The following is a 25,903-nucleotide window of genomic DNA, read 5'->3' as shown; positions in this document are numbered from 1 at the left end:
ACTACCCTGGAGGCGTGTCGGAAAGCGCAGAAGCAGCCACCCCCCGCCAGGACACCCCCGGTCAGGGGAATCCCGAGGGTGGAAATGCCGAGGCGGGGAGCACCGAACGGGGAAACGCCGAGCGGGGCAGCGGCGGCGAGCCGGCGGAGTACCGGGAGCGGCTGTTCGCGTCCTGGTGGACCTGGCCGCTACCGCTGATCATCGCCGTGCTGCTGGCCGCAGAGGTGCACATGGGACACCCGGGCGTGCGGGCGTGGCTGCCCTACGTGGTGCTGATCCCGGCCGCGATCGCGGTGCCGCTGTGGCTGGGCCGCACCAGGGTCGAGATCTCCGGCGGGGAGCTCTGGGTCGGCGATGCGCACCTGCCGCTGCGGTTCATCGAAGGGGCGGAGGTGGTGCCCGCCAAGGACAAGCGGCGCGCGCTCGGCCCGGAACTGGACCCGGCCGCTTTCGTGGTGCACCGGCCCTGGGTGAAATCCTCGGTTCGGGTGTGGCTCGACGACCCCGATGACCCGACGCCGTACTGGGTCATCAGCAGCAGACGACCGGAACGTTTGGCCGCCGCGCTGCGCCGCTGAACAAATTTGCCGGGAAAGGGATTTCCCTCGCCGAATTGGGTCCCGGTTGTTTTCACCGGGCGAGCGCGGTACCCGAAAGCACCCGCAGATACGACGAACCTGGGCCCACGCCCCCTGCGTGTGCCCAGGTTCGTGTTCGGCCGTCGGGGCGAGCCCCGGCCGATCCCGTCCGCGTCCGCACTTGCTTTCCCCGGCTCCGTGCTCGCACGCCGCCGAGCCCGCCCGCGGCCGGGCCGACGGCGGCGCCTGCTAGCCGGATCCGGCGCGCCCGGCGTCCGCCACGCCCGGCTCAAGCAGCGCAGTCGCGGCAGATCAGCCCGCCGTTGCGCTCCTCGGCCAGCCTGCTGCGGTGGTGCACCAGGAAGCAGCTGGCGCAGGTGAACTCGTCGGCCTGCTTGGGCAGGACCTTGACGGTCATCTCCTCACCGGACAGGTCGGCGCCCGGCAGCTCGAAGTTCTCCGCGATCTCCGATTCATCGGCGTCGACGACGCCGGATTGCGCGTCGTTGCGCCGCGCCTTGAGTTCTTCCAGCGAGTCCTCGGTCATTTCCTCGGACTCGCTGCGGCGCGGAGCGTCGTAGTCGGTCGCCATCGTGATTCACCCCTGCGATAGTGGAGACTGCAATGGTGTGCCGCTGGTAAACGTTCCAGGGCCCTCATTTGTGCCCGAGGGCTTGCGTGACGGTGATCTCGCTGCTGCGCCCCAAGTACCCCCGAAACGAGCCGTTCCCGCTCGCCGTCACTGCCCGAGGCGCCGAGAGGGTAGCCCATCGCAACGCAAAAGACGCACCAGGTCACCCATAGGTGTGGCGTGTGTAGCACCACCGTGCGGTCGGCATCTCCGCGCGGCTCACCTGGGCACCCGCACCGCCGTCCGCAGGGCACGACACGAGAGGCCGTCCGGCGGCGCGGAACGAACCGCTAACGCATAGGCTGATCGGCGAACGTCCGATCCGGTCACGGCAACGGCAAGGAGGGTGGCAGGACGTGTCTGCCGCGAGTTCACGGTGGGGCCGTCAGGGTCCGCGATACCGGCGACGCCGACCACTGCCCGCCCTGCTGGTGCTGGGGCTGCTCGTGGTGCTGTCCGGCTTCGTGTGGACCCGGGTGTTCGAGACCGCCGAGACCACTGAGACCGCGACCCGGTGCAACATGCCCGGGCCGCCGACCGCCGCATCACCACCCGGCGAGCAGCAGGTTCCGGTGGGGCAGATGCTCGGCCGCACCGCGCTGGACCAGACCAGCCCGGCGCCACCGCAGGACATCCGGGTGCGGGTGCTCAACGGCAACGGGGAGGCGAACCAGGCGTCGTTGATCAGCCAGGAGCTGACCAACCTCGGGTTCGCGCCGGGCGGCGAGCCGGACAACGACTCGGTCTACCCGGCCTACGACCTCAACTGCCACGGGCAGATCCGCTTCGGCGGCGCCGGAGCCCCGTCCGCCCGCACGCTGAGTCTGATGGTGCCGTGCGCGCAGCTGGTGCGCGACGACCGTCCGGACGCGTCGCTGGACCTGGCGCTGGGCGCGGAATTCGACGACATCAAGAGCACTCCCCAGGCGCGGCAGGTGCTGCAGGAGCTGAAGAACTGGGCGCCGCAGGGCGGCGCAGCGCAGGAGGCGCGGCCACCGCAGATCAGCAACGAGCTGATGACCGCCGCCCGCGACGTCTCCTGCTGAAACCGCACCGACCGCCCCGCCGATCCGCTCGGCGGGGCGGTTTCGCGCTGATCACACCGCGCCCGCTCCCGCGCGCACCAAAGCACCGGTCAGCTCGTCGGCCACTCCCGGCGCCGCGCACAGCAGCGCCTCGTCGCCGAGCCCGTCGGCGGAATCTCCGCCCGGCAGCCGCAGCTGCGCGCCCGCTTCCTGCGCGATCAACGCGCCGGCAGCCCAGTCCCAGCGCTTGAGCCCGACCTCGAAGTAGGCGTCGATCCAGCCGGCCGCGACCGCGCACAGGTCCAGCGAAGCCGCGCCCGAGCGGCGGATGTCGCGGACCTCGCCGAGCAGTTCCGCCGTCGCCGCCGCCTGCGCGCGCCTGCGGCGGGGGTCGTAGGCGAAGCCGGTGCCGACCAGCGCCAGGTCCAGCCGGTCCGCGGCGGAAACGCTCAACCGCACGCCGTCGCAGTGCGCACCGGCGCCCTCTGCCGCGCTCCACACGCGCCCGGACACCGGCTCCACGACCGCTCCCGCCACCGAACGGCCGTCGATCTGGGCGGCCAGGGACACCGCGTACCAGGGGAAGCCGTACAGGTAGTTGACGGTGCCGTCGATCGGGTCGACGACCCAGCGCAGGCCTTCCAGCGCGGCCGCGCCGCCTTCCTCCTCGCCGAGGACCGACTCACCCGGCCGCAGTTCGGCGAGCCGGTCCCGCACCAGTCGCTCGGCTGCGCGGTCCGCGGCGGTCACGACGTCGGTTTCGGTGCTCTTGGTGTGCACCGCGGCGCCGGTCACCGACTCGTCGCGGATGCTGCGCGCCAGCTCGGCGGCCTCTTCTGCGACCTGCACCGCGGCGGTGCGCAGAGTTTCGGTATGCACGTTGGCTGTCAATCCCACATTCACATCGCAACACAGCGCGGTTAAGGTCTGCACACCTTGGTCTGAATCGAATAGGAAGGATCGGGCATGGGCACTGCCCGCGGTTTCGGCGTGGACGTCGGCGGGTCCGGCATCAAAGGATGTCCGGTGGACATCGACGGTGGGGTGCTGGCCGAAGAGCGTATGCGGATTCCCACGCCGCACCCTTCGACACCGGAGGCGGTCGCGGACGCGGTCGCCGAGATCGTCGAGAAGTTCGGCTGGAGCGGGCCCGTCGGGGTCACGCTGCCCTGCGTGGTCAAGCAGGGCACCGCGCACACCGCCGCGAACATCGACAAGAGCTGGATCGGCACCGACGCGCAGGGGTTGTTCGCCGAGCGGCTGGGCCAGGACCGGTCGGAGGTGGTCGTGCTCAACGACGCCGACGCCGCCGGGCTGGCCGAGATGCGCTCCGGTGCGGGCGCAGGCGCTTCCGGCCTGGTGGTGGTGCTGACCTTCGGCACCGGCATCGGCAGCGCGATGTTCGTGGACGGCAAGCTGGTGCCGAACACGGAGTTCGGGCACATCGAGGTCGACGGGCACGACGCGGAGAAGCAGGCGGCCGCGTCGGTCAAGGACGACCTCGACCTGTCCTACCCGGAGTGGGCGCCGCGGGTGAGCCGCTACGTCCAGGCGCTGGAATCCTTCCTGTGGCCGGACCTGATCATCGCGGGCGGCGGGGTCAGCAAGAAGCAGCACAAGTGGCTGCCGCTGCTGGAGACCCGGACCCCGATCGTGCCGGCCTCGCTGAAGAACGACGCCGGGATCGTGGGCGCCGCCGCGGCGGCCGCGGCGGGCGCCGGGAACTGAGCCGCACGGCCGACCGGGGCGATGCGGCGGCATTTCCCCGGTGCGCCATTCGCCGGACCCGGCGAGCGCCGTATTTGCGCTGCGACGGGACGGATCTCCACCTTGCAGCGGAACCGCACTCGGCGAGCGCAGTTACAATGGAACACGGCCAACCTGATCCGGGGCCTCCGATCCGGTGCCGAGCAGGCGTTTCGCCGGCATCGATGCCGCTTCGGAAGTTCCGGTGGGTGGGTTGTTCCCCGACCTCTGGCGGCCGAGGTTTCGCGTCCTCCGGCCTGCTCTGATCGACCGTCGCGAAAGGGCGTACGTGGCAGCCGCAGAAACCGCAACCCGACGCTCCAGCTCCGCTGCAACCGCCGGCGGTGCTCAGTCCCCGTCGGCCCAGTCCGGATCCCAGCCCCAGGCAGAGACCGCCGCGCAGGAAACGGCCGAGCAGGCCGGAACCGACGCGGGCCAGGACTCGTCCGCCAAGAGCGCGGCGGGCACCAAGTCGGCGGGCCGCAAGACCGCCACCAAGTCGGCGGCCAAGAAGGGCACCAAGTCCGCCTCGGCCAAGACCGCGAAGTCCGCGGCCAAGACCGACGCGGCTGGCACCGCGGGCAAGGCCGAGGGCCTGGAGATCGACGAACCGATCGAAACCGACCTGACCTCCCCGGACGTGGGCGATCTCGCCGACGTCGAAGTGGAGATCCCGGAGGAGCCGACCGTCCCGGAGGACGAGGACGGCAAGCCGGACTCCGACTTCGTGTGGGACGAGGAGGAATCCGAGGCGCTGCGGCAGGCGCGCAAGGACGCCGAGCTGACCGCCTCGGCCGACTCGGTGCGCGCCTACCTCAAGCAGATCGGCAAGGTGGCGCTGCTCAACGCCGAGGAGGAGGTCGAACTCGCCAAGCGCATCGAGGCCGGCCTCTACGGCGCCGAGCGGCTGCGCCAGGCCGAGGAAGCCGAGGAGAAGCTCGCCTTCCAGATGAAGCGCGACCTGCGCTGGATCGTCCGGGACGGTGAGCGGGCCAAGAACCACCTGCTGGAGGCGAACCTCCGCCTGGTGGTCAGCCTCGCCAAGCGCTACACCGGCCGCGGCATGGCGTTCCTGGACCTGATCCAGGAGGGCAACCTCGGGCTCATCCGCGCGGTGGAGAAGTTCGACTACACCAAGGGCTACAAGTTCTCCACCTACGCGACCTGGTGGATCCGCCAGGCCATCACCCGCGCGATGGCCGACCAGGCCCGCACCATCCGCATCCCGGTGCACATGGTCGAGGTCATCAACAAGCTGGGCCGCATCCAGCGCGAGCTGCTGCAGGACCTGGGCCGCGAGCCCACGCCCGAGGAGCTCGCCAAGGAAATGGACATCACCCCGGAGAAGGTGCTGGAGATCCAGCAGTACGCCCGGGAGCCCATTTCGCTGGACCAGACGATCGGCGACGAGGGCGACAGCCAGCTCGGCGACTTCATCGAGGACTCCGAGGCGGTCGTCGCGGTCGACGCCGTGTCGTTCACGCTGCTGCAGGACCAGCTGCAGTCGGTGCTGGCGACGCTGTCCGAGCGGGAGGCGGGCGTGGTGCGGCTGCGCTTCGGCCTCACCGACGGCCAGCCGCGCACGTTGGACGAGATCGGCCAGGTCTACGGCGTGACCCGGGAACGCATCCGGCAGATCGAGTCCAAGACGATGTCGAAGCTGCGGCACCCGTCGCGTTCGCAGGTGCTGCGCGACTACCTGGACTGAGCCGCATCAGCTCCGCGGGCGCCCGGTCGGTTTCTCCGGCCGGGCGCCTTTTCGCATCGGCCCACGAAAGGTGGAACACACGGAGCCGCTCCGCGCGGCAAGATCCCCTTCCGTGAGTCGAACTGAGGGCACGCGAGCGGACGGTGTGCTGTCCACCCGGACCATTCTCTGGTGGGCGGGCGGTCTGGGGCTGCTGGCGATCACGTCGCTGACCGTGCTGTGGTTCGTGCTGCGCGGCTCGGTCCAGCAAGCGGCGGTGCAGGTCAACATCATCCGCACCGCGTTCAGCATCGTCGTGGGCGGTGGCGGTGCGGCCGGGTTGCTGCTGACCGCGCGGCGGCAGCGCGCCACCGAGCTCGATCTGGTGCAGCGCGACCACGACGCCACCGAGACGCGGGTGACGGAGCTTTACGGCAAGGCCGCCGACCAGCTCGGCAGTGACCAGGCTCCCGTGCGGTTGGCGGGCGTGTTCGCGCTGGAGCGGCTCGGGCAGAACCACGCGGAGCACCGCCAGACGATCGTCGACCTGCTCTGCGCCTACCTGCGGATGCCCTTCGACCAGACCGGGGCGGATCCGGTGCAGGAGCAGGAGGTCCGCGAGACCGCGCAGGGCGTGCTGACTTCGCACCTGCGCGACGAGGACGACGAGGCGCTGTTCTGGACCGGCATCCGGCTGAACCTGGCGGGCGCGACGTTGAGCACCTTCACGTTCACCCGTTGCCGCGTGCAGACGGCCACCTTCGCCGGAGCCCGGTTCGTGGGGCCCGCCGTCTTCCGCGGCTGCACCTTCGAGCGGCAGGGCGATTTCCGGTCCGTGCGCTTCACCGGCCTCGCCGATTTCCGCCGGGTCTCGTTCGACGGGGAGGGGGCGAACTTCCGCGGAGCGACGTTCGAGGCCGAGGTCGACTTCGGCACGCACACCTCGGCCGCGCTCACCGGTGCGACCACGCGGGCGGTGCACAACGGCACGCGGCGCAAGTGGCCCGCGGACTGGGCCGAGGAGCCGGACCCGGAGCGGCCGGACTGGGCCCGGCTCGTACATTCGGGTTAGCGATCTACCGAGCGCCCGGAAAGCACTGGCAGACTCGCCCTTTCCTGCGGCACAGCGTGTTGCCGCGGCGAACCGGGTTGGAGACGGACCATGAAGACCTTTCACCCAAATCGCCTCATGGCGGGCATCTCTTGCTCTGTGCGGGGACGCCGGGTGAACGCTGCGGTCCACAGCTGCGGTTCACGCGAAACTCCACGCGACTAGGCGGTCACGTGGCCGCGAGACCGGCCACGGACCCGAGCGCGCACCCGGCGAACTTCCGCGACAGCGTCGCAAGATCAGGTCGAAATCCGTTTCGCCTGCCATGCGGAGTTCGCTGCGGCTTGGTGGTCGCGCGCCGCCCGGTCGGCGAGGCGGTCGCCGATCATCCGACGCCGCGGGTTCCTCGCCTCCTCCTTCATCGCCCCCTCCTTCATCGCGCAGCGCCGCATGGCGTTCGACGATCGCTGCGCGAGCGCGATCTTTCCGCGAGTCCCGCGCCGGGTCGGCGCGATCACCGGTGATTCACCGCACATTCGCAGATCGGTTTTCTCGCGTTCCAGGACGCCGCCTTAGTTCGCTTGCAGCAGAACGCCGGACGGGATGGGGCGCCCTCGCGCACCGCGCGCACCCACGGATCACCTCGCGGCGCAACGCGAGCCGACGCGTTTTCCCTGGCCAGGCGACCGAAACCGGCCCTGGACGTGCGATTGCCACGCTGCGCTACCGGGACTGCGGCAAGCGGGTACTTCGACGTGACGACGCTCAACCCCCGGCGCGGGAACACTGACGTACGGCTGTGCGTCTGCAAGAGTGGAGCCAGCGAGCACCGGCCCCGCCGCCAGTGGGCCACCGGTGGTCGCAGCAGGATCGAGGGCGCCGGGGAATTCCGGCGCCGGGACGGAGGGAGATCACGATGCCTGGAACGCTCACCCGCCCCGAGCTGACCGCCGCCGACCGCTGCGACCGCTGCGGGGCCGCTGCGAAGCTTCGCGCCGTACTTCCATCCGGCGGGGAGCTGCTGTTCTGCGGGCACCACGGCCGGGAGTTCGAACCGCGTCTGAAGGAGATGGACGCCGAACTCCAGCAGGACGAGCAGTAACGCGAACCTCGACACGAAGGCCCCCGGTGGTTTTCCACCGGGGGCCTTCGATGTTCCAGGGGCGGGTCAGCCCAGTTCGGCCAGGGCGTCGAGCAGGCGCTGCACGTCGCTTTCCGAGGTGTAGTGGCACAGACTGGCCCGCACCGCACCTTCCGGTCCGAGCCCGAGCTGCGGCAGGGCTTCCCATGCGTAGGAATGCCCGTGCGAGACGTTCACGCCGCGCTCGCCCAGGTGCGTGGCCACGGCCTCCGGCGTGTGGCCGTCGACGCTGAACAGGGCCAGCGGCGTGCACTGCCCCTGCGGCGCTCCGATGCGGGTGACGTGCGGCAGCTGCGCCACCCCTGCGAACAGCGCGGCGGCGAGGTTCTCCTCATGGGCCAGGACCGCCTTGCGGGCGGCCGCGAGCCGTTCCCGGCGCTCCCCCGTCGCCGCGGGGTCGAGCCCGGCCAAGTGCTCGACTGCCGCGGTGACCCCGGCCAGGGCCTCGAACGATGCGGTGCCCAGCTCGAACCGCGCGGGGACGGCGTCCGGCGCGGGCACGAGCTTGTCGGGGTGCAGCGTCTCCAGCGCCCACGGATCCGACGCCACGACCGCCCCGACGTGCGGACCGGACCACTTGTAGGCGCTGGTCGTGTAGAAGTCGGCGCCGAGCTCGCCGACCCGGACGGCGGCGTGCGGGCAGTGCTGCACACCGTCGACGAAGCTGACCGCGCCGACCTCCCGCGCCCGCCGCGCGATCGCGGCGACATCGGGCACGGTTCCCAGCAGATTCGATGCCGCGGTGACCGCGACCAGCCGGGTGCGCTCCCCGATGAGTTCGGCGACCCGCTCGGCGGGCAGCTCACCGGTCGCCGGGTCGAAGTCGGCGAACCGCACCGTCGCTCCCGCCCGCTGGGCGTGCTGCACCCACGGCCGCACGTTCGCGTCGTGGTCCAACCGGGTCACCACGACCTCGTCACCGGGCTGCCAGGCGTCCGCCAGCACCGCGGCGAACCGGTAGGTGAGCGCGGTCGAGCTCGGACCGAACACGACGCACTCCGGGTCGGGCGCGCCGGTGAGGTCGGCCACCGCCGAACGCGCTTCGGCCACGACCCGCGCCGCGCGACGGCTGGATTCGAACGCTCCTCCCACGTTCGACACGCCCGCCGCCATCACTTCGGACATCGCGTCGATCACCTGCTGCGGAACCTGCGTACCGGCTGCGGCGTCCAGCCAGGCCCGGCCGTCGGCCAGCGCCGGGTACTGCCCCCGCACCTGCTCCACGTCTAAAACCATGCGTGCGAGCGTAAGCACGGGCGGTCACACCCAGGTCGCGCCGGGACGGATCGAAGATCCGTTCACCCGGACGAGTAGATCACCACGACCGCAGCGTCGCGATGCGCTCCTCCAGCTGCTCCACGGTCGCCATCGCCGTGGGCGGACCGCCGCACACGCGGCGCAGCTCGTTGTGGATCTTGCCGTGCGGTTTGCGGGTCCGGTGGTGGTGCAACGAGACGAGCGTGTTGAGCTCCTTGCGCAGACCCTGCAACCGCTCCTGCACGCTCTGCGGACGGCTGGGCTGCTTGGCCTCCTCCGCGCGCTCCGCGGCCTTCTGCGCCTTGTCCTCGGCTTCACGCTTGCCGACCTCGTGCAGCTGCTGCTCCTGGCGCTGCCGCAGCAGCGCGCGCACCTGGTCCGGCTCGAGCAGCCCGGGCAGGCCCAGGTAGTCCTGCTCGTCCTCGGTGGTGCCGAACGCGGCGGTGCCGAACGAGGAACCGTCGTAGATCACCTGGTCCAGCTCGGCATCGGCGCCCAGCGAGGTGAACGCCTTCTCCTCCTCGCCGGGTTCGTCCTTGGTGCGGTTGGCCTCGGCGAGCAGTTCCTCGTCCCATCCCTCCTTCTCCCGGTGCGGCTTGCCCAGCACGTGATCGCGCTCGGCTTCGAGCTCGCTGGCCAGGCCCAGCAGCACCGGCACGCTGGGAAGGAAGATGCTCGCGGTCTCGCCCTCCCGGCGGGCGCGCACGAACCGGCCCACGGCCTGCGCGAAGAACAGCGGGGTGGAGGCGCTGGTGGCGTAGACGCCGACCGCCAGCCGGGGGACGTCGACGCCTTCGCTGACCATCCGCACCGCGATCATCCAGCGGTCGTCGGAGTCGGCGAATTCGGCGATCCGGCCGGACGCCTTCGGATCGTCGGACAGCACCACGACCGGTTCCTCACCGGTCATCCGTTGCAGCGTTTTCGCGTACGCCTTGGCACTGGCCTGGTCGGAGGCGATGATCAGCCCGCCCGCGTCCGGCATCCCGTTCTGCCGGAGCTGGTTGAGCCGGGTGTCGGCGGCCCGCAGCACCGACGGGATCCACTCCCCCGCCGGGTCCAGCGCGGTGCGCCAGGCCCGCGCGGTCTGCTCGGCGGTCAGCGGCTCCCCGAGGCGGGCGGAGAACTCGTCGCCCGCGTTGGTGCGCCAGCGCGTTTCGCCCGAATAAGCCAGGAAGATCACCGGGCGGACCACGCCGTCCTGCAACGCCTCGGAATAGCCGTAGGAGCTGTCGGCGGCGCTGCGCATCGAACCGTCCGCGTCCGGTTCGTAGTTCACGAACGGGATCGGCGTGTCGTCACTGCGGAACGGCGTACCGGTCAACCCGAGGCGCCGAGTCGCCGGAGTGCACGCCTCGCGCACCGCATCGCCCCAGGACTTCGCGTCACCGGCGTGGTGGATCTCGTCGAGGATCACCAGGGTCTTGCGGCGCTCGGTGCGCACCCGGTGCAGCGTCGGATGTGCGGCGATCTGCGCGTAGGTGACGGCCACTCCGACGTAGTCGCTGGAAGTCATGCCGTCGCCGTTGCGGAAGTCCGGGTCCAGCGGGATGCCCGCGGCGTTGGCGGCCAGCGCCCACTGGTGCTTGAGGTGCTCGGTGGGAGTGATCACCGTGACCGCCTCGACGGTCCGGTCCCCCAGCAGTTCCGCGGCCACTCGCAACCCGAAGGTCGTCTTGCCTGCACCCGGCGTGGCGACCGCCATGAAGTCCCGCGGCTTCTTCGCGAGGTACCGGGTCAACGCCCGCCGCTGCCACGCCCGCAGCGGGCGTCCGGCGGTGTCGGCGGGGTCGCTGAGAACGGATCGGACGGGATGGTCGAGTTGCGACTCGGACAAGCCTGCTCGCCGCTCCTTCCTGTGCCTTTCCCCGAACGTTCCTGGCGCGGATCGCGGGCGCCGCTCGGGCGACCCGGCGTCGCGGTGGATTCCCGCGAGCGACCGGGCTGCGATCGACCGGGCCGGATCGACTCCGGTCGGCAGGCCCGCGGCGGACCGCGGGACCTGATCAGCACCCTCGGCCGCGCGTCGTCGCGTCCAGCCGGGCGATCCGCCGATGGCGCCCCGGCAGCTTACCGTCCCGCTCCGGCCGTCCGGTCGCACCGACCCGCGGATCGGATTGAGATCACTCCGACACCCCCGGTTGGCCGGGTGCACGCTCGTTGGTGAGCCCTATGCAGCATCCTGGTACGTGCGATGGGTTCCACAGGTCCGACCGGTAACAGCCAACGGCCCGGCCAGCACGGCCGCGAGCCGGAGCCGTCAGCTGCGCGTGCCGGACCGGCCGCCGACCCGCTCGACGATCAGGCTCCCGTGATCCAGTCCCCGGAGATCGGCTCGGTCACCACCGCGGCGACCCGCGCGGACCCGGTCCGCTGGGGGCCGTTGCGGCTGGTGTGGCGCACGGTGCACAAGGCGTGGTGGGACAACATCTTCTCGGAGTCCGCGGCCGCCGCCTTCTGGCAGACGCTGTCGCTGCCGCCGCTGCTGCTGGGGTTCCTCGGCAGCCTGGGCTTCGTCGGCGACTGGTTCGGTCCCGTGGTGGTCGACACGGTGCACAGCAAGATCCTGTCGTTCGCGCACACCGTGTTCAGCGCCAACGTCGTGGACCAGATCATCGGGCCGACGGTGGAGGACATCCTGACCAAGGGACGCACCGAGATCATGTCGGTGGGCTTCCTGCTGTCGTTGTGGGCGGGCTCGTCCGCGCTGGCCTCGCTGGTCGACTCGATCACCCTCGCCTACGACCAGTACACCGTGCGGCACAGCGTCTGGCAGCGGATCTTCGCGCTGCTGCTGTACCTGGTGGGCCTGCTGCTCGCCGTGGTCGGGCTGCCGGTCATAGCACTCGGCCCGGACTGGCTGCCCACGGTCTTCCCGCCGCAATGGCAGGACGACATCGCCTGGCTGATCCGGGTGTTCTACTACCCGGCCACCGGAGTGCTGCTGGTGCTGGCGCTGGCCGCGCTCTACAAGGTGGCGCTGCCGCGGAAGCTGCCGTGGCACCGCGGGCTGCCTGGGGCGCTGCTGGCCATGGTGGTCTTCCTGTGCTCCAGCGTCGGCCTGCGGCTCTACATCACCTGGGTCACCAGCACCGGCTACACCTACGGGGCGCTGGCCACACCGATCGCGTTCCTGCTGTTCGCGTTCTTCATCGGGCTGGCGATCATCATCGGTGCGCAGTTCAACAACGCGATACAGGAGCTGTGGCCCGCGAAGATGACGCGCAAGGAGCGGCGGCGCTGGCGGCGGCTGGAGATGCGGCGCGCGGAGCAGCGGCTACGCACCGAGGAGGGCTACCGGGCCTGGCGGGAAGGCGATCGGGAGGACTCGGGAGCGAAGCCGCCGACCGGCTTCGGGGGCACGGCCGTGCCCGCGCGCTTCGGGCAAGAACCTCGGGCGCGCCGGGACCGCGGCTGAGCGGGCGCCCCGCCGCCGCGGCCGGTGGTGCTCAGCTCATTCGTCGTCGCCACCGCCGGGCGGCAACTTCTCGAAGACCTTCTTGCAGTCGGGGCACACCGGCGAGCCCGGCTTCGCGGACTTCGTCACCGGGAAGACCTCGCCGCACAGCGCCACCACGTACGTGCCCATGACCGCGCTCTCGGCGATCTTGTCCTTCTGCACGTAGTGGAAGACCTCGGGCCGGTCGTCCTCGGTCTGTTCCGTGGTGTCCGGCCGGACGTCGGTTTCCGGAAGCGTCATGGTGCTCATGCGTCCATGATGCCGCACCGGGCCGCCGCTGCGCGGATCACCTGGCGGGTTCAGGGGTTCTCGATCACGCGATGCTCGCGGGACTCCAGCGCGCGCGATTCGTGCTGGTACCGGTTGACGTGCTCGGTCTTGCGCGGCGGCCGGTCGTTCGCGATCAGCACCGCCATCCACGGCAGCGGGATCGAGATCGCCAGGATGATCAGCGCCAGCCACCAGATCTGGTAGCAGGCGGCCGCCGCCACCAGGCAGGGGATCCGCAAGGACATCATGATGGCGTACTTGCGGCGCCGCGCCGCCTGCTGATCGTCGTAGGACGGCTCCGCCTCGGTGATCAGCACCGGGGTGTCGTCGCCATGCTCGGAACTGCTCACGACACCACCTCCACGTCCGCCATCGTCCCACTCCAGTGGAACGGTGGACACCCTCGGGGCTGCGCGATGCGCCACCCCGCTACACGGGATCGGCTCTAGGAGTTCACATGGCCGCCACGAGCCCGCACCACGGTCCGGATAGATTCCCGGAGGCGGTGCCGGGACGCGGCGGGGAGGTTCGAATGTTCTACACACTGACCAAGCGGATCGTCGGCTCGGTCGCCCGCGCGGTGTACCGGCCGCGGGTGCACGGCCTGCAGCACGTGCCCGCGGACGGACCGGTGATCTTCGCGATCAACCACCTGTCCGTGGCCGACAGCTTCATCGTGCCGCTGGTGGTGCCGCGGCCGGTGTCGTTCCTGGCCAAGGCCGAGTACTTCGAGGGCGGCGGGCTGAAGAACCGGCTCACCCGCAACGCGTTCGGCGCGCTCGGCGCGATCCCGGTGCAGCGCGGCCGCGGCCGGGCGGCGAAGGAAGCGCTGGGCACCGCTCAGCGGGTGCTGTCCGAAGGCGGTGCGTTCGGCATCCACCCCGAGGGCACGCGCTCCCCGGACGGGCGGTTGTACCGCGGCCGCACCGGTGTGGCGCGGCTGGCGTTGAGCGGGCGCTCGCCGGTCGTCCCGGTGGCGCTCAGCGGCACCGCCGACCTGCTGCCGAAGGGCGCCAAGTTCCCCCGGCCCACCCGCGTGACGGTTCGTTTCGGCGAGGCGCTGCACTTCTCCCGCTACGACGGCATGGAGAGTGCGCTGCCGATCCTGCGGTCGATCACCGACGAGATCATGTACGCGATCTCGGAGCTGTCCGAGCAGGAATACGTGGACCGCTACCAGTCGTCGGCCGCGGCCTGAGTCACTTCTTCGCGGCGGCCTTCTGCTGCTTCTTCCAGGCCCGGACCTCTTCCAGCGTCTGCTGGTCGAGCACGTCGGCGATGGAGCGCCGCGCCTCCGGATCGCCGTAGGCACCAGCGGCCTCCCGCCAGCCCGCGGGCTGCACGCCCCACTGCTTGCCGAGCAGCGCGAGGAAGATCCGCGCCTTCTGGTCACCGAAACCGGGCAGCGCCTTGAGCCGCTTGAGCACCGCGGTCCCGTCCGGGTCCTCGCCGGTCCAGATCCCGCGCACGTCGCCGTCGAAGGTGTCGACCAGGTACCGGCACAACGTCTGGATCCGCTTGGCCATCGAGCCAGGGAACCGGTGGATCGCCGGCGGCGTGGAGCACAGCTGCGCGAACTCCTCCGGGTCCATCGCCGCGATGCGGTGCGCGTCCAGTTCGCCGAGCCGCTCGACGAGCACCTTCGGGCCGGCGAACGCCTTCTCCATCGGGATCTGCTGGTCGAGCAGCATGCCCAGCAGCAGGGCCAGCGGGTCGCGCGAGAGCAGTTCGTCGGCTTCGGCGTCCTGGGTCAGGTGCAGCGTCCGGCTCATGCGCCCAGGTTCTCACGGGTGCCCGGGCGATGGGCCCGGGCGGAGCTCGCGCCGGTGCGTGGCGGCACCTCGGTCGGTGCGGGTGCCCCGGGGGCGTGTGAGGATCGAACTCGTGATCCCAGACTTGACGAACGATCGACTCGACCGCCTCCGCGAGGCGTTCCTGCGGATCGGCTACGGCACGGACGGCGTCGTCGACCTGCTCGGCGCGCAGGCGCATGCCGCGCTCAGCCGCGGCGAACCGGAGCCGGCGCTGCGCGCCACCGAAGGCGGCGGACCGCTGGGCACCGCGATCCGGATGTTCCTGCTCGGCGAGGCCGAGCAGGCCGGGGACGTCGAGCAGGCGCTGCACCCGCTGCCGCTCTCCGAGGCGATCGCGGGCGGCCTGCTGGCGGCCGAAGGCGACCGGGTGCGCGCCGCGCTGGACATCCGGCCGCACAGCGCTGGCGAGGACTCGTGGTGGGTGGTCTCGGACCTGGACGCCGACACCCGGCCGGACGGCTGGGCGACCAGCGCCGACCACGTGCTCGGCGTCGGACAAGCGTCGCTGAGCCTTGTCCGGGCCACCTCCCGCCGCCAGGTCGGCTCGGTGCTGGACCTGGGCACCGGCTGCGGTGTGCAGGCGCTGCACGCGAGCACGCACGCGCAGCGGGTCACCGCCACGGACGTGTCGCAGCGCGCGCTGGCACTGGCCGCGGCGACGTTCCGGCTCAACCGCATCGACGTGGAACTCGCCGCGGGCGAGTGGTTCGAGCCGGTGCGCGGGCAGCGGTTCGACCAGGTCGTCTGCAATCCGCCGTTCGTCGTCGGCCCGGCGCGCACCGACTACGTCTACCGCGACTCCGGGCTCGCAGGCGACGACGCGAGTGCGCTGATGGTGCGGCAGCTGCCGTCGTTCCTGAACGAAGGCGGTACCGGGCAGTTGCTCGCCTCCTGGCTGCACCGCAAGGGCGAGGACTGGCAGGACCGGGTCGCCGGCTGGCTGCCGCCCGGCGGCGTGGACGCCTGGTTCGTGCAGCGCGACGTCGCGGACCCGGCGCTCTACGTCGGGACCTGGTTGCGCGATGCGGGGTTCGATCCGCGTTCTGCCCTCGGGCGCCGCAAAGCCGCGGAATGGCTGGACTGGTTCGCGGCGAACGACGTCGAGGGCGTCGGGTTCGGTTTCGTCACGTTGCGCCGTGCCGGGTCCGAACGCGGCGAAGTCGTCTGCGAGGACCTGCGGCAGGCGTTCGACGATCCGCTGGGGCCGGAGAGCGATGCGTGGCTGCGCCGGGTCGACTGGCTGCGCGAACACGGCTCCGCGGAAGGATTGCTCTCGGCGCGGCTGATGACCGCGTCCTCCACCGTGCTGGAGGAGTTCGCCTCCCGCGGCGACGAGGGCTGGGAGCGGTTCCTGCACCGGCTGCACCGCACCGACGGTCCCGGCTGGCAGCACGAGATCGACGAGCTCGGCGTGCGGCTGCTCGCCGGTTGCCACGGCGCGATGCCGCTGCGGGATCTGGTCGAGCTGCTGGCGATCGGTTCGGGGGAAGATCCGGAACAACTCGCCGAAGCCGCGGTGCCGATGTTCCGCGAACTCGTCCGGCACGGAATGGTGATCCCGGCGGAATGGGCGGACGACGAGTAATGCGGGCAGTGGTCAGTCGCGTCACGCGGGCATCGGTGACCGTCGACGGCGCGGCGGTCGGCAAGATCGAAGAACCCGGGCTCCTGGTGCTTTTGGGTGTGACACATTCCGACGGCTCCGAACAGGCCGCCAGAATGGCCCGCAAACTGCACGAGATTCGGGCCTTGCGCGACGAGGAGTCCTGCGCCACCACCGGCGCCCCGCTGCTGGTGGTGAGCCAGTTCACGCTGTACGGCTCGACGCGCAAGGGCCGGCGCCCGTCGTGGACCGAGGCCGCCCGCCCTGAGCAGGCCGAACCGGTGGTCGACGAGGTCGTCGAGCGTCTCCGCGAACGCGGTGCGCGGGTGGCGACCGGGGTTTTCGGTGCGGAGATGGCGGTGGACAGCGTCAACGACGGACCATTCACGTTGTTGATCGACGCTTGAATGTAACGCCGGTTCTCAGCAGATCCTCAGACTGCGCGGAGCAACGGATGTGACGGCCGCGACGTCTGCCGGTGGAGAAGTCCGGGAACGAATTCGAGGTCACGTTCGTTTTACAGGTATCCAGCTTCGACAGTCCGGCCCACGGCCGCACACCGCCGCACCGAGCGAAGGCGTGCGGCGCGGCTCGGCCGGGCGCGGAGTGGAGCCACAACACCCAACACGGCGCACCACTCCGAACTGACAGCCCGGACGAGACCAAAGCGGCACCGCTCACCACAACGGCACCGCACCGACCAGCAGACAAGCACAACCGTCCACATACGGAAGGCGTGCCCGATCGGCCCGCAACACCGAGCGTACGCGGACTCGGCACCGCGCAGCCAGCGCCGTGAGCACGCCCGCAAGCCAGCCCGTCAGGGAGGGAGCTCAATGACCGTCCCGCAGACCAACCACCCCACCGATGTCTCCGTCGAGGCGGACCTCGACGGCCAGGGGCCGTCGGCCGACCTGGTCCGGGTCTACCTCAACGGCATCGGGCGCACCGCGCTGCTGTCCGCGCAGGAGGAGGTCGACCTCGCCAAGCGGATCGAGGCCGGCGTCTTCGCCAAGCACGTGCTGGACACGGAAAGCAACGTCGCGCCCGAACGCCGCAGCGACCTGCGGGCGGTGGTGCGCGACGGCCGCACGGCCAAGAACCACTTGATGGAGGCCAACCTGCGCCTCGTGGTCAGCCTCGCCAAGCGCTACACCGGCCGCGGCATGCCGCTGCTGGACCTGATCCAGGAGGGCAACCTCGGGCTCATCCGCGCGGTGGAGAAGTTCGACTACACCAAGGGCTTCAAGTTCTCGACCTACGCGACCTGGTGGATCCGCCAGGCCATCACCCGCGGCATGGCCGACCAGTCCCGCACCATCCGGCTGCCCGTGCACCTGGTGGAACAGGTCAACAAGCTGGCCCGGATCAAGCGCGACCTGCACCAGAAGCTCGGCCGGGAGGCCACCGACGACGAACTGGCCGCCGAGAGCGGGCTGGCGACGGAGAAGGTCGTGGACCTGCTCGACCACTCCCGCGACCCGGTGAGCCTGGACATGCCGGTCGGGGCGGAGGAGGACGCGCCGCTCGGCGACTTCATCGAGGACGCCGAGTCCGCCGACGCGGAGAACGCGGTGATCTCCGGCTTCCTGCAGGACGACCTGCGCCGGGTGCTGTCGACCCTGGAGGAGCGGGAGACGGCGGTGATCCGGATGCGCTACGGCCTCGAGGACGGCCAGCCGCGCACGCTGGACCAGATCGGCAAGGCGTTCGGGCTCTCCCGCGAGCGGGTGCGCCAGATCGAGCGCGAGGTGATGTCCAAGCTGCGCCAGGGCGACCGGGCCGACCGGCTGCGCGCCTACGCCAGCTGAGGGCAGCGCCGTTGACACGTGACTTTCGTCACGGAAGCATTCGGCAGTGAACGTTCGCGACCGGTTTTCCGGTCGCTCACCCCGGAAGGCCGGACTCGCCGCAAGGGCGGGTCCGGCCTTTCGCATGCTCGCCCGGTGGTTCAGCGCTTGCAGCGCTGCTCGAGGTTGTGCTCGCCGAGCCCAGCGCTAGCCGCACACAGCGCTGGCCGGACTCAGGATTCAGCGCCGGTCTCGTCCAGGAAGCGTCGCCGCCAGCGCGACAACTCGTCCTCGGTGACCCCGTGCTCGGCCAGCCAGCCCGCCGCGGCACCTTCGTGCTCCTCGAACCGCGACAGCACGCCTTCGATGGCCTCCACCGGCGTGGAGATCAGGTCCCGCACGTCCTCCTCGGTGACCCCGGGCGGCAACGCGGGCGCCATCTCCAGGCGTTGCAGCACGCGGAACATGTTCCGATCGGTCCGCACGTAATCCGCGATGATCGCGTCCCGGCGCACGCCCACCGCGCTGAGCAGCATCGCCGAGACGACCCCGGTGCGGTCCTTGCCCGCGGCGCAGTGCACCAGCACCGGCCCGTCCGCTTCCAGCGCGAGCCGGAACACCCGCACCAGCTTGTGCGCGGCCTTGTCCAGCATCAACTCGTAGAGCACCGGCAGCGGATGGTTCACCTCCGCCGAGTGGATGCCCGCCAGCAGCTCGATCTGGTGCACCTGCGCCTCCGCGGCGAGCGGGTGCGCGACCCCGTTGAGTTCGGCGGCATCACGCAGGTCGAGCACCACTCGCGGTGGCCACGCGTGCTCCTCCGGCGCGCGGTCGCCGTTCCTGGGTGCGTCGCTGCGCAGCACCACTCCCGAACGTGTGAGCACGCCGTCCTCGGCGGGGACGCCGCCGAGGTCCCGCAGGTTCACCAGCCCGTCGAGCGCGCCCACCGCCGGATCCGTCATGGACACCCGAGTCCCTCCCATCGATCGTCTCCGACGAACAGCGTCGCAGGTGGGCAGGACCGGCGACAGACCCGACCCGGCACAGCGGTTCAGCAGTGCGTTCGGCGTGGTCGGGGGGCTTGTTCGCGCGATTCCCGGCCCGCAGGAGTCGTTCGCGCGATGAGACGGGCCGGGAGGCGCCCGTGGCACCTCCCGGCCCTCGCTACACACCACTCACGCGCGAACGCACTTCTCCCGCAGGAGCCCCACCTCCTGCGGGAGAAGTGCCTGCGGCGCGCAGGTCCGCACGTCAGCGGCGCGGTACCTGCACGTCGCGCTCTTCCAGCACCACGGTGCGCTGGTCCAGCGGCTGGTCCAGTTGGACCGCGACCGGCGGGTGGCGCAGGTCCATCGTGCAGATCCCCGGCGGTTCCGGGGTCTCGTTGACCAGCAGGACCTTCACCTGCTGGGCGTTCTGGTCGGCGACCTCGGCGTGCACCTTGCTGCAGCCGCCTTCTTGACCGGTGGTGACGACGACGTTGCCACCGTCCTGGGTCCACACCCGCGGCGTTCCGGACTGCCCGGGTATGTTGGCCTTGATCAGGTTCGCCGGTACCGGTGTGCGTTCTTGCTGAGGTTTCGGCTGCACCGGTGCCGGAGGTTCCTGCGGTGCGGGCGGCTGCCCACCGAAACCGACGTCTCCTTGCTGTCCGGCGCAGGCGGAAAGCGCTAGAAGCAGGGCGCCTGCGCCCACTGTGGTGTGTAGCGGTCTCATGCCCCGAAGACGGGACCGGGCCGCATCGAGGTTGCTCGGAAATCGGATTCTCCGGACGCGCACTGTGGACCACGACCCATGATCAACGCATCCGGAGGTCGAGCAGTCCCGCCGGTCAGCCGCTTTCGGCCGCCGGCTCGACAGCGGCGGCCACCGCCCACTCCCCGATCCAGCGGGCCAGTTCGTCGCTGTTGTGCACCCAGGCGTAGTGCCCCAGCTTCGCCGCGCCCGCGATCTCGCACGAGTAGTGCCGCCTGGTGCGCGCGGACCGCGCGGCCTTGCCCGCCAAGTGGTCCACTGAGGACTCCGGGGCGAGTTCGTCACCGTCCATGGTGACCGTCAGCAGCGGAACGTCCGATGCGGCCAGCGCGGCTTCGTAGTCGGTGTCCGAGCCACCGAGGCGGTAGCGGCCGGAACGTCCCTGCCTGGCCCAGTCGCGCATCACCCCGGCCGGCTGCCTGCCGCCGAAGCCGAGCCGCTCGCCCGGCCAGCAGCCCAGCACCGCGGACAACGCGGCGACCACCTGCGTGCCGGCCAGGTTCTTCCACGCGCGGCTGCCCTGGAAGCTGCGGAACCACACCGAACCGGAACCCAGCAGCGTCACGCCGCTCACCCGATCCGGATGGCTCGCGGAGTACAGCAGCGCGACCTGCCCGCCGAGGCTGTGACCGAGCAGGAAACGCGGCGCCTGCGGGAAGTTGCGCGCGACGAGGTCCACGACGGCGCCGGTGTCGTCGATCAGGTCCTGGTACCCGAAGCGGATGCCGCGCCGCGCGCGGGGCAGCGCCTCCCCCTGCCCGCGCAGGTCGAAGCTGACCACCGTCCGGCCGCGGGCGGCCAGCGAGCGCAGGAACGGCTGGTAGTAGCGGGCGGGCACACCCATCGCGGGCAGCACGATCATCACCGGCGAAGCGGGATCCGCGCCGCGGTGCGCGCGGATCGTCAGCTGATGTTCGCCGGCCTCGACGGTGCCCAGCTCCACGAGTTCCAGGTCGTGCACGGCGGATCTCCCTTCATCGACCGGCACACCATAACCGGAACGCGTCGGTCTCGTAGTGGAGGTCGCTCTCAACGGAGCCGGCGCGGGCCGGTGTCCGGCGCGGCCGACGAGCGGCGCACCGACACCCGCGCACCGGTCACCTGCGCGCCACGGGCCGAGGCAAGCACCGGCTGCAAGGTCAGCTCGCAGACCTCCGGCAGGTCCTCCACCAGCGTCGCGACCCGCAACACCAGGTCCTCCACGGCCGCGAGGTCCGCCGGCTCATCCCCGCGGTAACCGGCCAGCAGCGGAGCAGCCCGTGGCGCCCGGACCAGCGCAGCGACGTCCGCATCGGTCATCGGCACCGCCCGGTAAGCCTTGTCCCCGAGCAGTTCACTGGCCACACCGGACAGTCCGAAGGAGACCAACGTGCCGAACGACGGGTCGTCCATCAGATCGATCACGCAGGAATTGCCGCGATCCGCCATCCGCTGCACGTAGACATCGTCCACTTCGGACATTCGCGCGAGGTCCTGGCAGGCTGCACGCACGGCCTCCGCGTTGATCAGGTCCAGCCGCACGCCCACGAGGTCGCTGCGATGCCGCAGGTGTTCGCCCGCCGACTTCACCGCCACCGGGTAACCGAGTTCATCGGCGGCCGCTGCGGCCTCGTCCGCACCGCGCACTCGACGGAACGGGACCAGCTCGATGCCGTAGCAGCCGAGCAGCTCCACCGCCTCGTCGTCGGTGAGCCGATGCTCGCCGTCGGTCAGCAACCGCTCGACCACATCCCGCGCGCGATCCTCGGCGATGCCCTCGGGCCGTACGAAATGGCCCTGCGGAGCGGCCCGCCAGCGCGCATAGCGGGTGGCGCGCGCCAGCGAGAGCACCGCCCGCTCCGGGCTCGGGTAGGACGGGATCGAACCCCACGCCGCGGAACCGTCCGAGCCGGGAACCGCGAGCTCGTCCGGCACCCCCTCGGCGGCGAGGAACGTGGTGACGACCGGCTTGGTCGCGGTCGTACCCGCTTCCTGCAGCGCTTCTCGCAACGCGCGCGCGTAGGCGGTGCCGGGCACCGCGACCGGCGGAGCGAACACCGCAACCAAGGCGTCCACGTCGTCCCGCAACGCGGCCTCGCGAACGGCGGCCGCGAACTCCTCCGGCTCGGCAGCGGCACCCACGTCGACCGGTTCGCAGGACAACCGCAACCCCTCGGCCTGCGCGACATCCGCGGCCAACATGCCCAGCGCCGAGGAGTTGCCGACGACCGCGATGCGCTCCCCCGCGGGCAACGGCTGGTGCGCCAGCAGCAGCGCGGTGTCGAACATCTGCGCCACCGACTCGACCCGGATCACCCCGGCTTGCTCGAACAAGGTCTGCACGCTGGTCTCGTCGACCTGCACCGAAGTGGCGGCCAGCCCGGCGCGAACCGCGTTGCGGCCCGACTTGACCACCACGATCGGCTTGCTGCGCGCCAGTCGCCGAGCCAGCCGGGCGAACTTCCGCGGATTGCCGAACGACTCGAGGTACAGCAGCACCACGTCCGTGGCCGGGTCGGTCTGCCAGTACTGGAGCATGTCGTTGCCGGACACGTCGGCCCGGTTGCCCGCCGAAACGAACGTGGACAGCCCGAGGCCGCGTTCGGTCGCCGTCGCCAGGATCGCCACGCCCAGCGCACCGGACTGGCAGAAGAACCCGGTCCGGCCGCTTCCCGGCAGTCGCGGCGCGAGCGTCGCGTTGAGCCGGTTGCCCTGGTCGGTGTTGACCACGCCGAGCGCGTTCGGCCCGACCACGCGCATCCCGTGCACGCGGGCGGAACGCACCATGCGGCGCTCGATCTCGCGGCCGTCCGGGCCGGATTCGCTGAACCCGGAACTCACGATCACCAGCGCTTTCACGCCTTTGGCCAGGCAGGCGTCGAGCACCTCGTCGATGCCGGGCGCGGGGATCGCCACCACCGCGAGATCCACGTCGTCCGGGATGTCGAGCACCGACGCGTAGGCGCGCACGCCGCGCACCGAGCGGTGCTCCGAATTCACCGGGTACACCGGGCCGGCGAAGTCCGCGGTGAGCAGGTTGACCAGCACCGCGTGCCCGATCTTGCGATGGTCGGTGGAGGCGCCGATCACCGCTACCGAACGCGGATGCAGCAGGTTGTGCACGCTGCGGGCTTCGGCGGCCTGCTCGCGGGCGCGGGCCACCGCCAGCGACTCCTCGGTGGGGTCGATGTCGAACTCCAGGTGCACGACGCCTTCCTCCATCGCGCGCCGGACCTGGTAACCGGCGTCGCGGAAGACCCGCACCATGGCCGAGTTCTCCGCGAGCACTTCGGCGACGAACCGCCGCAACCCGCAATCCCGCGCGGCCGCCGCCAGGTGTTCGAGCAAGATCGACCCCAACCCGCGGCCCTGGTGCTCGTCCTGCACGACGAAGGCCACCTCGGCCGAGTCCCGCTCGCCGAGCCGGTCGAACCGCCCCACCGCGACGATGTCGTCGCCGAGCAGCGCCACGAAGGCGACCCGGTTGGCGTAGTCGACGTTGCTGAAGCGCTCCACATCGCGCTTGGGCATCCGCGGGTACGGGCCGAAGTAGCGGAAGTAGCGGGTCCGGTCGCTTAGCCTGCCGTGGAAGGAGACCAGCTGGTCGGCATCGGCCGGGATGATCGGACGAAGATGCACGGTGCCGCCGTCGGACAGGACCACGTCGGCTTCCCAATGCCGCGGATATTCCTGCTGCGCGTCCGACCGCGCTTGCGCACCGGAGAATGCGTCCCCGGGCGGGATCCCGGCAGCGCTGACCGGTCCTTGCACCTGCCCGGCATCGGCCGGGTCCTGCTCCGTCGGGCCGCTGCCCATCCAACGATCACCCTTCCAGCCGTCCTGGTGAGCGGTCCCTCGCCACCACCGTCGACACCAACCAGGTAGGTAAGGCCGACTCAGTCCCGGACATCCGCAGGACTCAAACCGTGCAACGGGAACACCTCGTGCCGGGTGTCCCGGATCGCGGTGTCCACCGTGGTGTCGGTGATACCGCTCCACGGCGCGAACGACGGATCCACGTTGTCGGTCAACGTCGTCGGCAGCGGTACGTTCCCGGCAACCCGCAGCGCGTGCGCCAGCCAGTCCTGCGGCAACGTCGTGGCCGGATCGAGGTCCCTGTCCAGGACGGTGGCCAGCAGGTGCGTCCACGCGCGGGGCACGACGCGGTACAGCGAATACCCGCCGCCGCCCAACGCCACCCACTTGCCGCCCGCATAACGCTCGGCGTAGTCACGCAGGCTGCGATAGGTCGCGCGCTGACCGTCCACGGACATCGACAGATCGGCCAACGGGTCTTCCCGGTGCGCGTCGGCACCGCACTGCGTCACCAGCACCTGCGGGCGGAACGCTTCAAGCACGGAAGGAACCACCGCGTGGAAAGCGCGTTGCCAACCGGCGTCGTCCGTGCCCGGCGGCAGCGGGATGTTCACCGCCGTGCCTTCGGCACCCGCACCGCCGGTCTCGCTGGGGAACCCGGTGCCCGGCCACAGCGTGACCGGGTGCTGGTGCATCGACACGGTCAACACCCTCGGGTCGTCGTAGAACGCGGCCTGCACACCATCGCCGTGATGGACGTCGACGTCGATGTAGGCGACCCGTTCCACCCCCATCTCGAGCATTCCGGCGATGGCCACCGAGCAGTCGTTGTAGACGCAGAACCCCGCAGCCCGCTCGGCCATCGCGTGGTGCAGCCCGCCGGAGATGCTCACCGCACGATCGACCTTGCCGGAGACGACCTGCTCGGCAGCGGTCAGCGAACCGCCCGCGATGAGCGCCGCGGCCTCGTGCATCCGATCGAAGATCGGGTTGTCGTCGGTACCCAGCCCGTGCCCGACGTCCCAACCCGAGGTCGGAGCGGACCGCACCGCCGCCAAGTAGTCCGGCCGGTGCACGCGTTGCAACTCCTCGTCCGTGGCAGGACGCGGTCGCAGCGGCTCGACCCCGTCGAGCACGCCGAGTTCGCGCGCCAGCCGCATCGTCAGGTCGAGCCGGACGGGATGCAGCGGGTGCTGCCCGCCGAGGTCGTAGTCCAGGACCGAGTCGTCCCAGACCACCGCGCAGTCGTTGCCCATGGCGGCCGACGCTACCTGCCGTGTGTGCGGCCCCACAGTGGCGAAGGGCACAAGCGATCTCCGGCGTCCCTGCACTGCGCACTACCGCGGCGCTCGGCGCCGCCGCTCGTTGCAACGATCGGTTCGGGTAGCCGCTCAGCCCGGCTCCGGACCGGTCGCTGCGGGCCGCTCCGGATCGGCTGACCAGTGCGACCAGGAACCCGAGTACAGCGCAGCGGGGTTGTCAGGTCCGCTCAGCCCCGCGTGTTCCAGCGCGAGCAGATTCGAGCAGGCGGTCACGCCGGAACCGCAATAGACACCTACCGCCGAGTCCGCGTCCACCCCGGAGTCCCGGAACCGCTCAGCCAATTCCGCCGGGGATTTCCACCTCCCTCCGGCGGTCACGTTGTGCGCGAACGGCACGTTCACCGCGCCCGGGATGTGCCCGGCACGCGGATCGACCGGTTCGGTCTCCCCTCGGTACCGCTGCGGTGCGCGGGCGTCGAGCAACCTCCCTTCGCGCGCGAGCCGCGCGGCACCCTGCTCGTCGACCACCGGCATCGACCCCGGTACGACCTCGAAACCGGTCTCCGTCGGCTCGGGCACCTCGGTGGTCACGGGCTCGCCCTGCTCGACCCAGGCGTCGTAGCCACCGTCGAGCACCCGCACGTCCCGGTGACCGGCCCAACGCAGCAACCACCACGCCCGCGCGGCCGCGGAACCGTCGTTCGCGTCGTAGGCGACCACGGTGCGATCGGACCGCACACCGGCGCGTCGCAACACCCGTTGCAGTTCCCCGGCTGCGGGCAACGGGTGCCTGCCGCCCGGTCCCGGTGGCGCGGCCAGCTCGGTGTCGAGGTCGACGAAGACCGCGCCGGGTAGGTGGCCGCGCTCGTAGTCCTGCCTGCCGGGCGGCCCGAGCAGACTCCAGCGGACGTCGAGCACTACCGGGCCGCCGGGCTCGCCCAGCCTCGCGGCGAGCTCGTCGACGGTGATCAACGGGTGCATGCGGCTCCCTCAATCCGAATGCGGACAGCTGCGCAGAAGAACCAGTCGAACAGCGGA

At 70.9% G+C, this 25,903-nt stretch carries 25 protein-coding genes; 11 read left to right on the top strand and 14 right to left on the bottom strand.

The window, feature by feature from the left end:
* Positions 1–14 precede the first annotated feature (14 nt).
* Positions 15–578 (top strand): DUF3093 domain-containing protein, encoded by a 564-nt coding sequence (locus V1457_RS15965; protein ID WP_338595330.1) that lies wholly within the window; start codon positions 15–17, stop codon positions 576–578.
* Between the two features lie 289 nt (positions 579–867).
* On the opposite strand, the gene V1457_RS15960 is transcribed toward V1457_RS15965, so the two are convergent.
* Positions 868–1,170 carry a DUF4193 domain-containing protein gene (locus V1457_RS15960; RefSeq protein WP_200071285.1) on the bottom strand — a complete coding sequence of 101 codons (303 nt, stop codon included), beginning with the start codon at positions 1,168–1,170 and terminating at the stop codon, positions 868–870.
* A 395-nt stretch (positions 1,171–1,565) separates the two neighbouring features.
* On the opposite strand from V1457_RS15960, the gene cei reads away from it, so the two are divergent.
* Positions 1,566–2,255 carry an envelope integrity protein Cei gene (gene cei, locus V1457_RS15955; RefSeq protein WP_200071284.1) on the top strand — a complete coding sequence of 230 codons (690 nt, stop codon included), beginning with the start codon at positions 1,566–1,568 and terminating at the stop codon, positions 2,253–2,255.
* A 51-nt stretch (positions 2,256–2,306) separates the two neighbouring features.
* On the opposite strand, the gene V1457_RS15950 is transcribed toward cei, so the two are convergent.
* Complete coding sequence (locus V1457_RS15950) at positions 2,307–3,113, bottom strand: inositol monophosphatase family protein (protein ID WP_307850133.1); 807 nt, start codon at positions 3,111–3,113, stop codon at positions 2,307–2,309.
* A gap of 87 nt (positions 3,114–3,200) precedes the next feature.
* Between V1457_RS15950 and ppgK the strand changes: the two genes are divergently transcribed.
* The 3 genes from ppgK to V1457_RS15935 all read left to right on the top strand — a co-directional run bounded on the left by ppgK (position 3,201) and on the right by V1457_RS15935 (position 6,739).
* A complete protein-coding gene (gene ppgK / locus V1457_RS15945) occupies positions 3,201–3,962 on the top strand; it encodes a polyphosphate--glucose phosphotransferase (protein WP_338595329.1) in 762 nt (253 codons plus the stop codon).
* A gap of 280 nt (positions 3,963–4,242) precedes the next feature.
* Positions 4,243–5,688, top strand: a complete 1,446-nt coding sequence (locus V1457_RS15940) for an RNA polymerase sigma factor (protein WP_233627813.1) — start codon at positions 4,243–4,245, stop codon at positions 5,686–5,688.
* 112 nt (positions 5,689–5,800) lie between these two features.
* Complete coding sequence (locus V1457_RS15935) at positions 5,801–6,739, top strand: pentapeptide repeat-containing protein (RefSeq protein ID WP_338595328.1); 939 nt, start codon at positions 5,801–5,803, stop codon at positions 6,737–6,739.
* A 278-nt stretch (positions 6,740–7,017) separates the two neighbouring features.
* Here V1457_RS15935 and V1457_RS15930 read toward each other — a convergent pair whose 3' ends face one another.
* Positions 7,018–7,236, bottom strand: coding sequence for a hypothetical protein (locus V1457_RS15930; RefSeq protein WP_295147317.1), 219 nt, complete (start codon positions 7,234–7,236; stop codon positions 7,018–7,020).
* Between the two features lie 398 nt (positions 7,237–7,634).
* On the opposite strand from V1457_RS15930, the gene V1457_RS15925 reads away from it, so the two are divergent.
* Positions 7,635–7,820, top strand: coding sequence for a hypothetical protein (locus V1457_RS15925; protein WP_200071280.1), 186 nt, complete (start codon positions 7,635–7,637; stop codon positions 7,818–7,820).
* Positions 7,821–7,886: 66 nt separating this feature from the next.
* Here V1457_RS15925 and V1457_RS15920 read toward each other — a convergent pair whose 3' ends face one another.
* On the bottom strand, positions 7,887–9,095 hold the full coding sequence (locus V1457_RS15920; RefSeq protein ID WP_200071279.1) for a cysteine desulfurase-like protein: 1,209 nt from the start codon (positions 9,093–9,095) through the stop codon (positions 7,887–7,889).
* Positions 9,096–9,174: 79 nt separating this feature from the next.
* A complete protein-coding gene (locus V1457_RS15915; protein ID WP_200071278.1) occupies positions 9,175–10,953 on the bottom strand; it encodes a DEAD/DEAH box helicase in 1,779 nt (592 codons plus the stop codon).
* A 357-nt stretch (positions 10,954–11,310) separates the two neighbouring features.
* On the opposite strand from V1457_RS15915, the gene V1457_RS15910 reads away from it, so the two are divergent.
* Positions 11,311–12,534: a YihY/virulence factor BrkB family protein gene (locus V1457_RS15910; protein WP_338595326.1), complete on the top strand. Its 1,224-nt coding sequence runs from the start codon at positions 11,311–11,313 to the stop codon at positions 12,532–12,534.
* Between the two features lie 36 nt (positions 12,535–12,570).
* Here the strand turns inward: V1457_RS15910 and V1457_RS15905 are convergent, their stop codons facing one another.
* Both V1457_RS15905 and V1457_RS15900 read right to left on the bottom strand, forming a co-directional pair.
* The gene (locus V1457_RS15905; RefSeq protein ID WP_200071276.1) at positions 12,571–12,825 is read right to left on the bottom strand and encodes a DUF3039 domain-containing protein; all 255 of its coding nucleotides are present in this window, start codon (positions 12,823–12,825) and stop codon (positions 12,571–12,573) included.
* 50 nt (positions 12,826–12,875) lie between these two features.
* Positions 12,876–13,196: a DUF3099 domain-containing protein gene (locus V1457_RS15900; RefSeq protein ID WP_295146186.1), complete on the bottom strand. Its 321-nt coding sequence runs from the start codon at positions 13,194–13,196 to the stop codon at positions 12,876–12,878.
* A gap of 182 nt (positions 13,197–13,378) precedes the next feature.
* On the opposite strand from V1457_RS15900, the gene V1457_RS15895 reads away from it, so the two are divergent.
* Positions 13,379–14,044 (top strand): lysophospholipid acyltransferase family protein, encoded by a 666-nt coding sequence (locus tag V1457_RS15895; protein ID WP_338595323.1) that lies wholly within the window; start codon positions 13,379–13,381, stop codon positions 14,042–14,044.
* 1 nt (position 14,045) lies between these two features.
* On the opposite strand, the gene V1457_RS15890 is transcribed toward V1457_RS15895, so the two are convergent.
* Positions 14,046–14,618: an HhH-GPD-type base excision DNA repair protein gene (locus V1457_RS15890; RefSeq protein WP_295146181.1), complete on the bottom strand. Its 573-nt coding sequence runs from the start codon at positions 14,616–14,618 to the stop codon at positions 14,046–14,048.
* Positions 14,619–14,733: 115 nt separating this feature from the next.
* On the opposite strand from V1457_RS15890, the gene V1457_RS15885 reads away from it, so the two are divergent.
* The 3 genes from V1457_RS15885 (at position 14,734) to V1457_RS15875 (ending at position 18,074) form a co-directional block, all read left to right on the top strand.
* The gene (locus V1457_RS15885) at positions 14,734–16,245 is read left to right on the top strand and encodes a class I SAM-dependent methyltransferase (RefSeq protein WP_338605000.1); all 1,512 of its coding nucleotides are present in this window, start codon (positions 14,734–14,736) and stop codon (positions 16,243–16,245) included.
* The gene (gene dtd / locus V1457_RS15880; protein ID WP_338604998.1) at positions 16,245–16,670 is read left to right on the top strand and encodes a D-aminoacyl-tRNA deacylase; all 426 of its coding nucleotides are present in this window, start codon (positions 16,245–16,247) and stop codon (positions 16,668–16,670) included. The genes V1457_RS15885 and dtd overlap by 1 nt, the downstream gene beginning before the upstream one ends.
* 429 nt (positions 16,671–17,099) lie before the next feature.
* Positions 17,100–18,074 (top strand): sigma-70 family RNA polymerase sigma factor, encoded by a 975-nt coding sequence (locus V1457_RS15875; RefSeq protein WP_200071271.1) that lies wholly within the window; start codon positions 17,100–17,102, stop codon positions 18,072–18,074.
* Between the two features lie 212 nt (positions 18,075–18,286).
* Here the strand turns inward: V1457_RS15875 and V1457_RS15870 are convergent, their stop codons facing one another.
* The 6 genes from V1457_RS15870 to V1457_RS15845 form a co-directional block, all read right to left on the bottom strand.
* Positions 18,287–19,015, bottom strand: coding sequence for a tyrosine-protein phosphatase (locus V1457_RS15870; RefSeq protein ID WP_200071509.1), 729 nt, complete (start codon positions 19,013–19,015; stop codon positions 18,287–18,289).
* 289 nt (positions 19,016–19,304) lie between these two features.
* Positions 19,305–19,643: a hypothetical protein gene (locus V1457_RS15865; protein WP_295150985.1), complete on the bottom strand. Its 339-nt coding sequence runs from the start codon at positions 19,641–19,643 to the stop codon at positions 19,305–19,307.
* A gap of 241 nt (positions 19,644–19,884) precedes the next feature.
* Positions 19,885–20,769 (bottom strand): alpha/beta fold hydrolase, encoded by an 885-nt coding sequence (locus V1457_RS15860; protein ID WP_338595319.1) that lies wholly within the window; start codon positions 20,767–20,769, stop codon positions 19,885–19,887.
* Between the two features lie 68 nt (positions 20,770–20,837).
* Positions 20,838–23,603, bottom strand: coding sequence for a bifunctional GNAT family N-acetyltransferase/acetate--CoA ligase family protein (locus V1457_RS15855; RefSeq protein ID WP_200071270.1), 2,766 nt, complete (start codon positions 23,601–23,603; stop codon positions 20,838–20,840).
* Between the two features lie 80 nt (positions 23,604–23,683).
* Positions 23,684–24,859 (bottom strand): acetoin utilization protein AcuC, encoded by a 1,176-nt coding sequence (locus V1457_RS15850; protein ID WP_200071269.1) that lies wholly within the window; start codon positions 24,857–24,859, stop codon positions 23,684–23,686.
* A gap of 135 nt (positions 24,860–24,994) precedes the next feature.
* On the bottom strand, positions 24,995–25,846 hold the full coding sequence (locus tag V1457_RS15845; RefSeq protein ID WP_338595318.1) for a sulfurtransferase: 852 nt from the start codon (positions 25,844–25,846) through the stop codon (positions 24,995–24,997).
* Between the last annotated feature and the right edge of the window lie 57 nt (positions 25,847–25,903).

Origin of the sequence: Saccharopolyspora sp. SCSIO 74807 (assembly GCF_037023755.1) — a bacterium.
GTDB classification, from domain to species: Bacteria; Actinomycetota; Actinomycetes; order Mycobacteriales; family Pseudonocardiaceae; genus Saccharopolyspora_C; species Saccharopolyspora_C galaxeae.
This window is presented reverse-complemented; position numbering and strand designations above follow the sequence as displayed.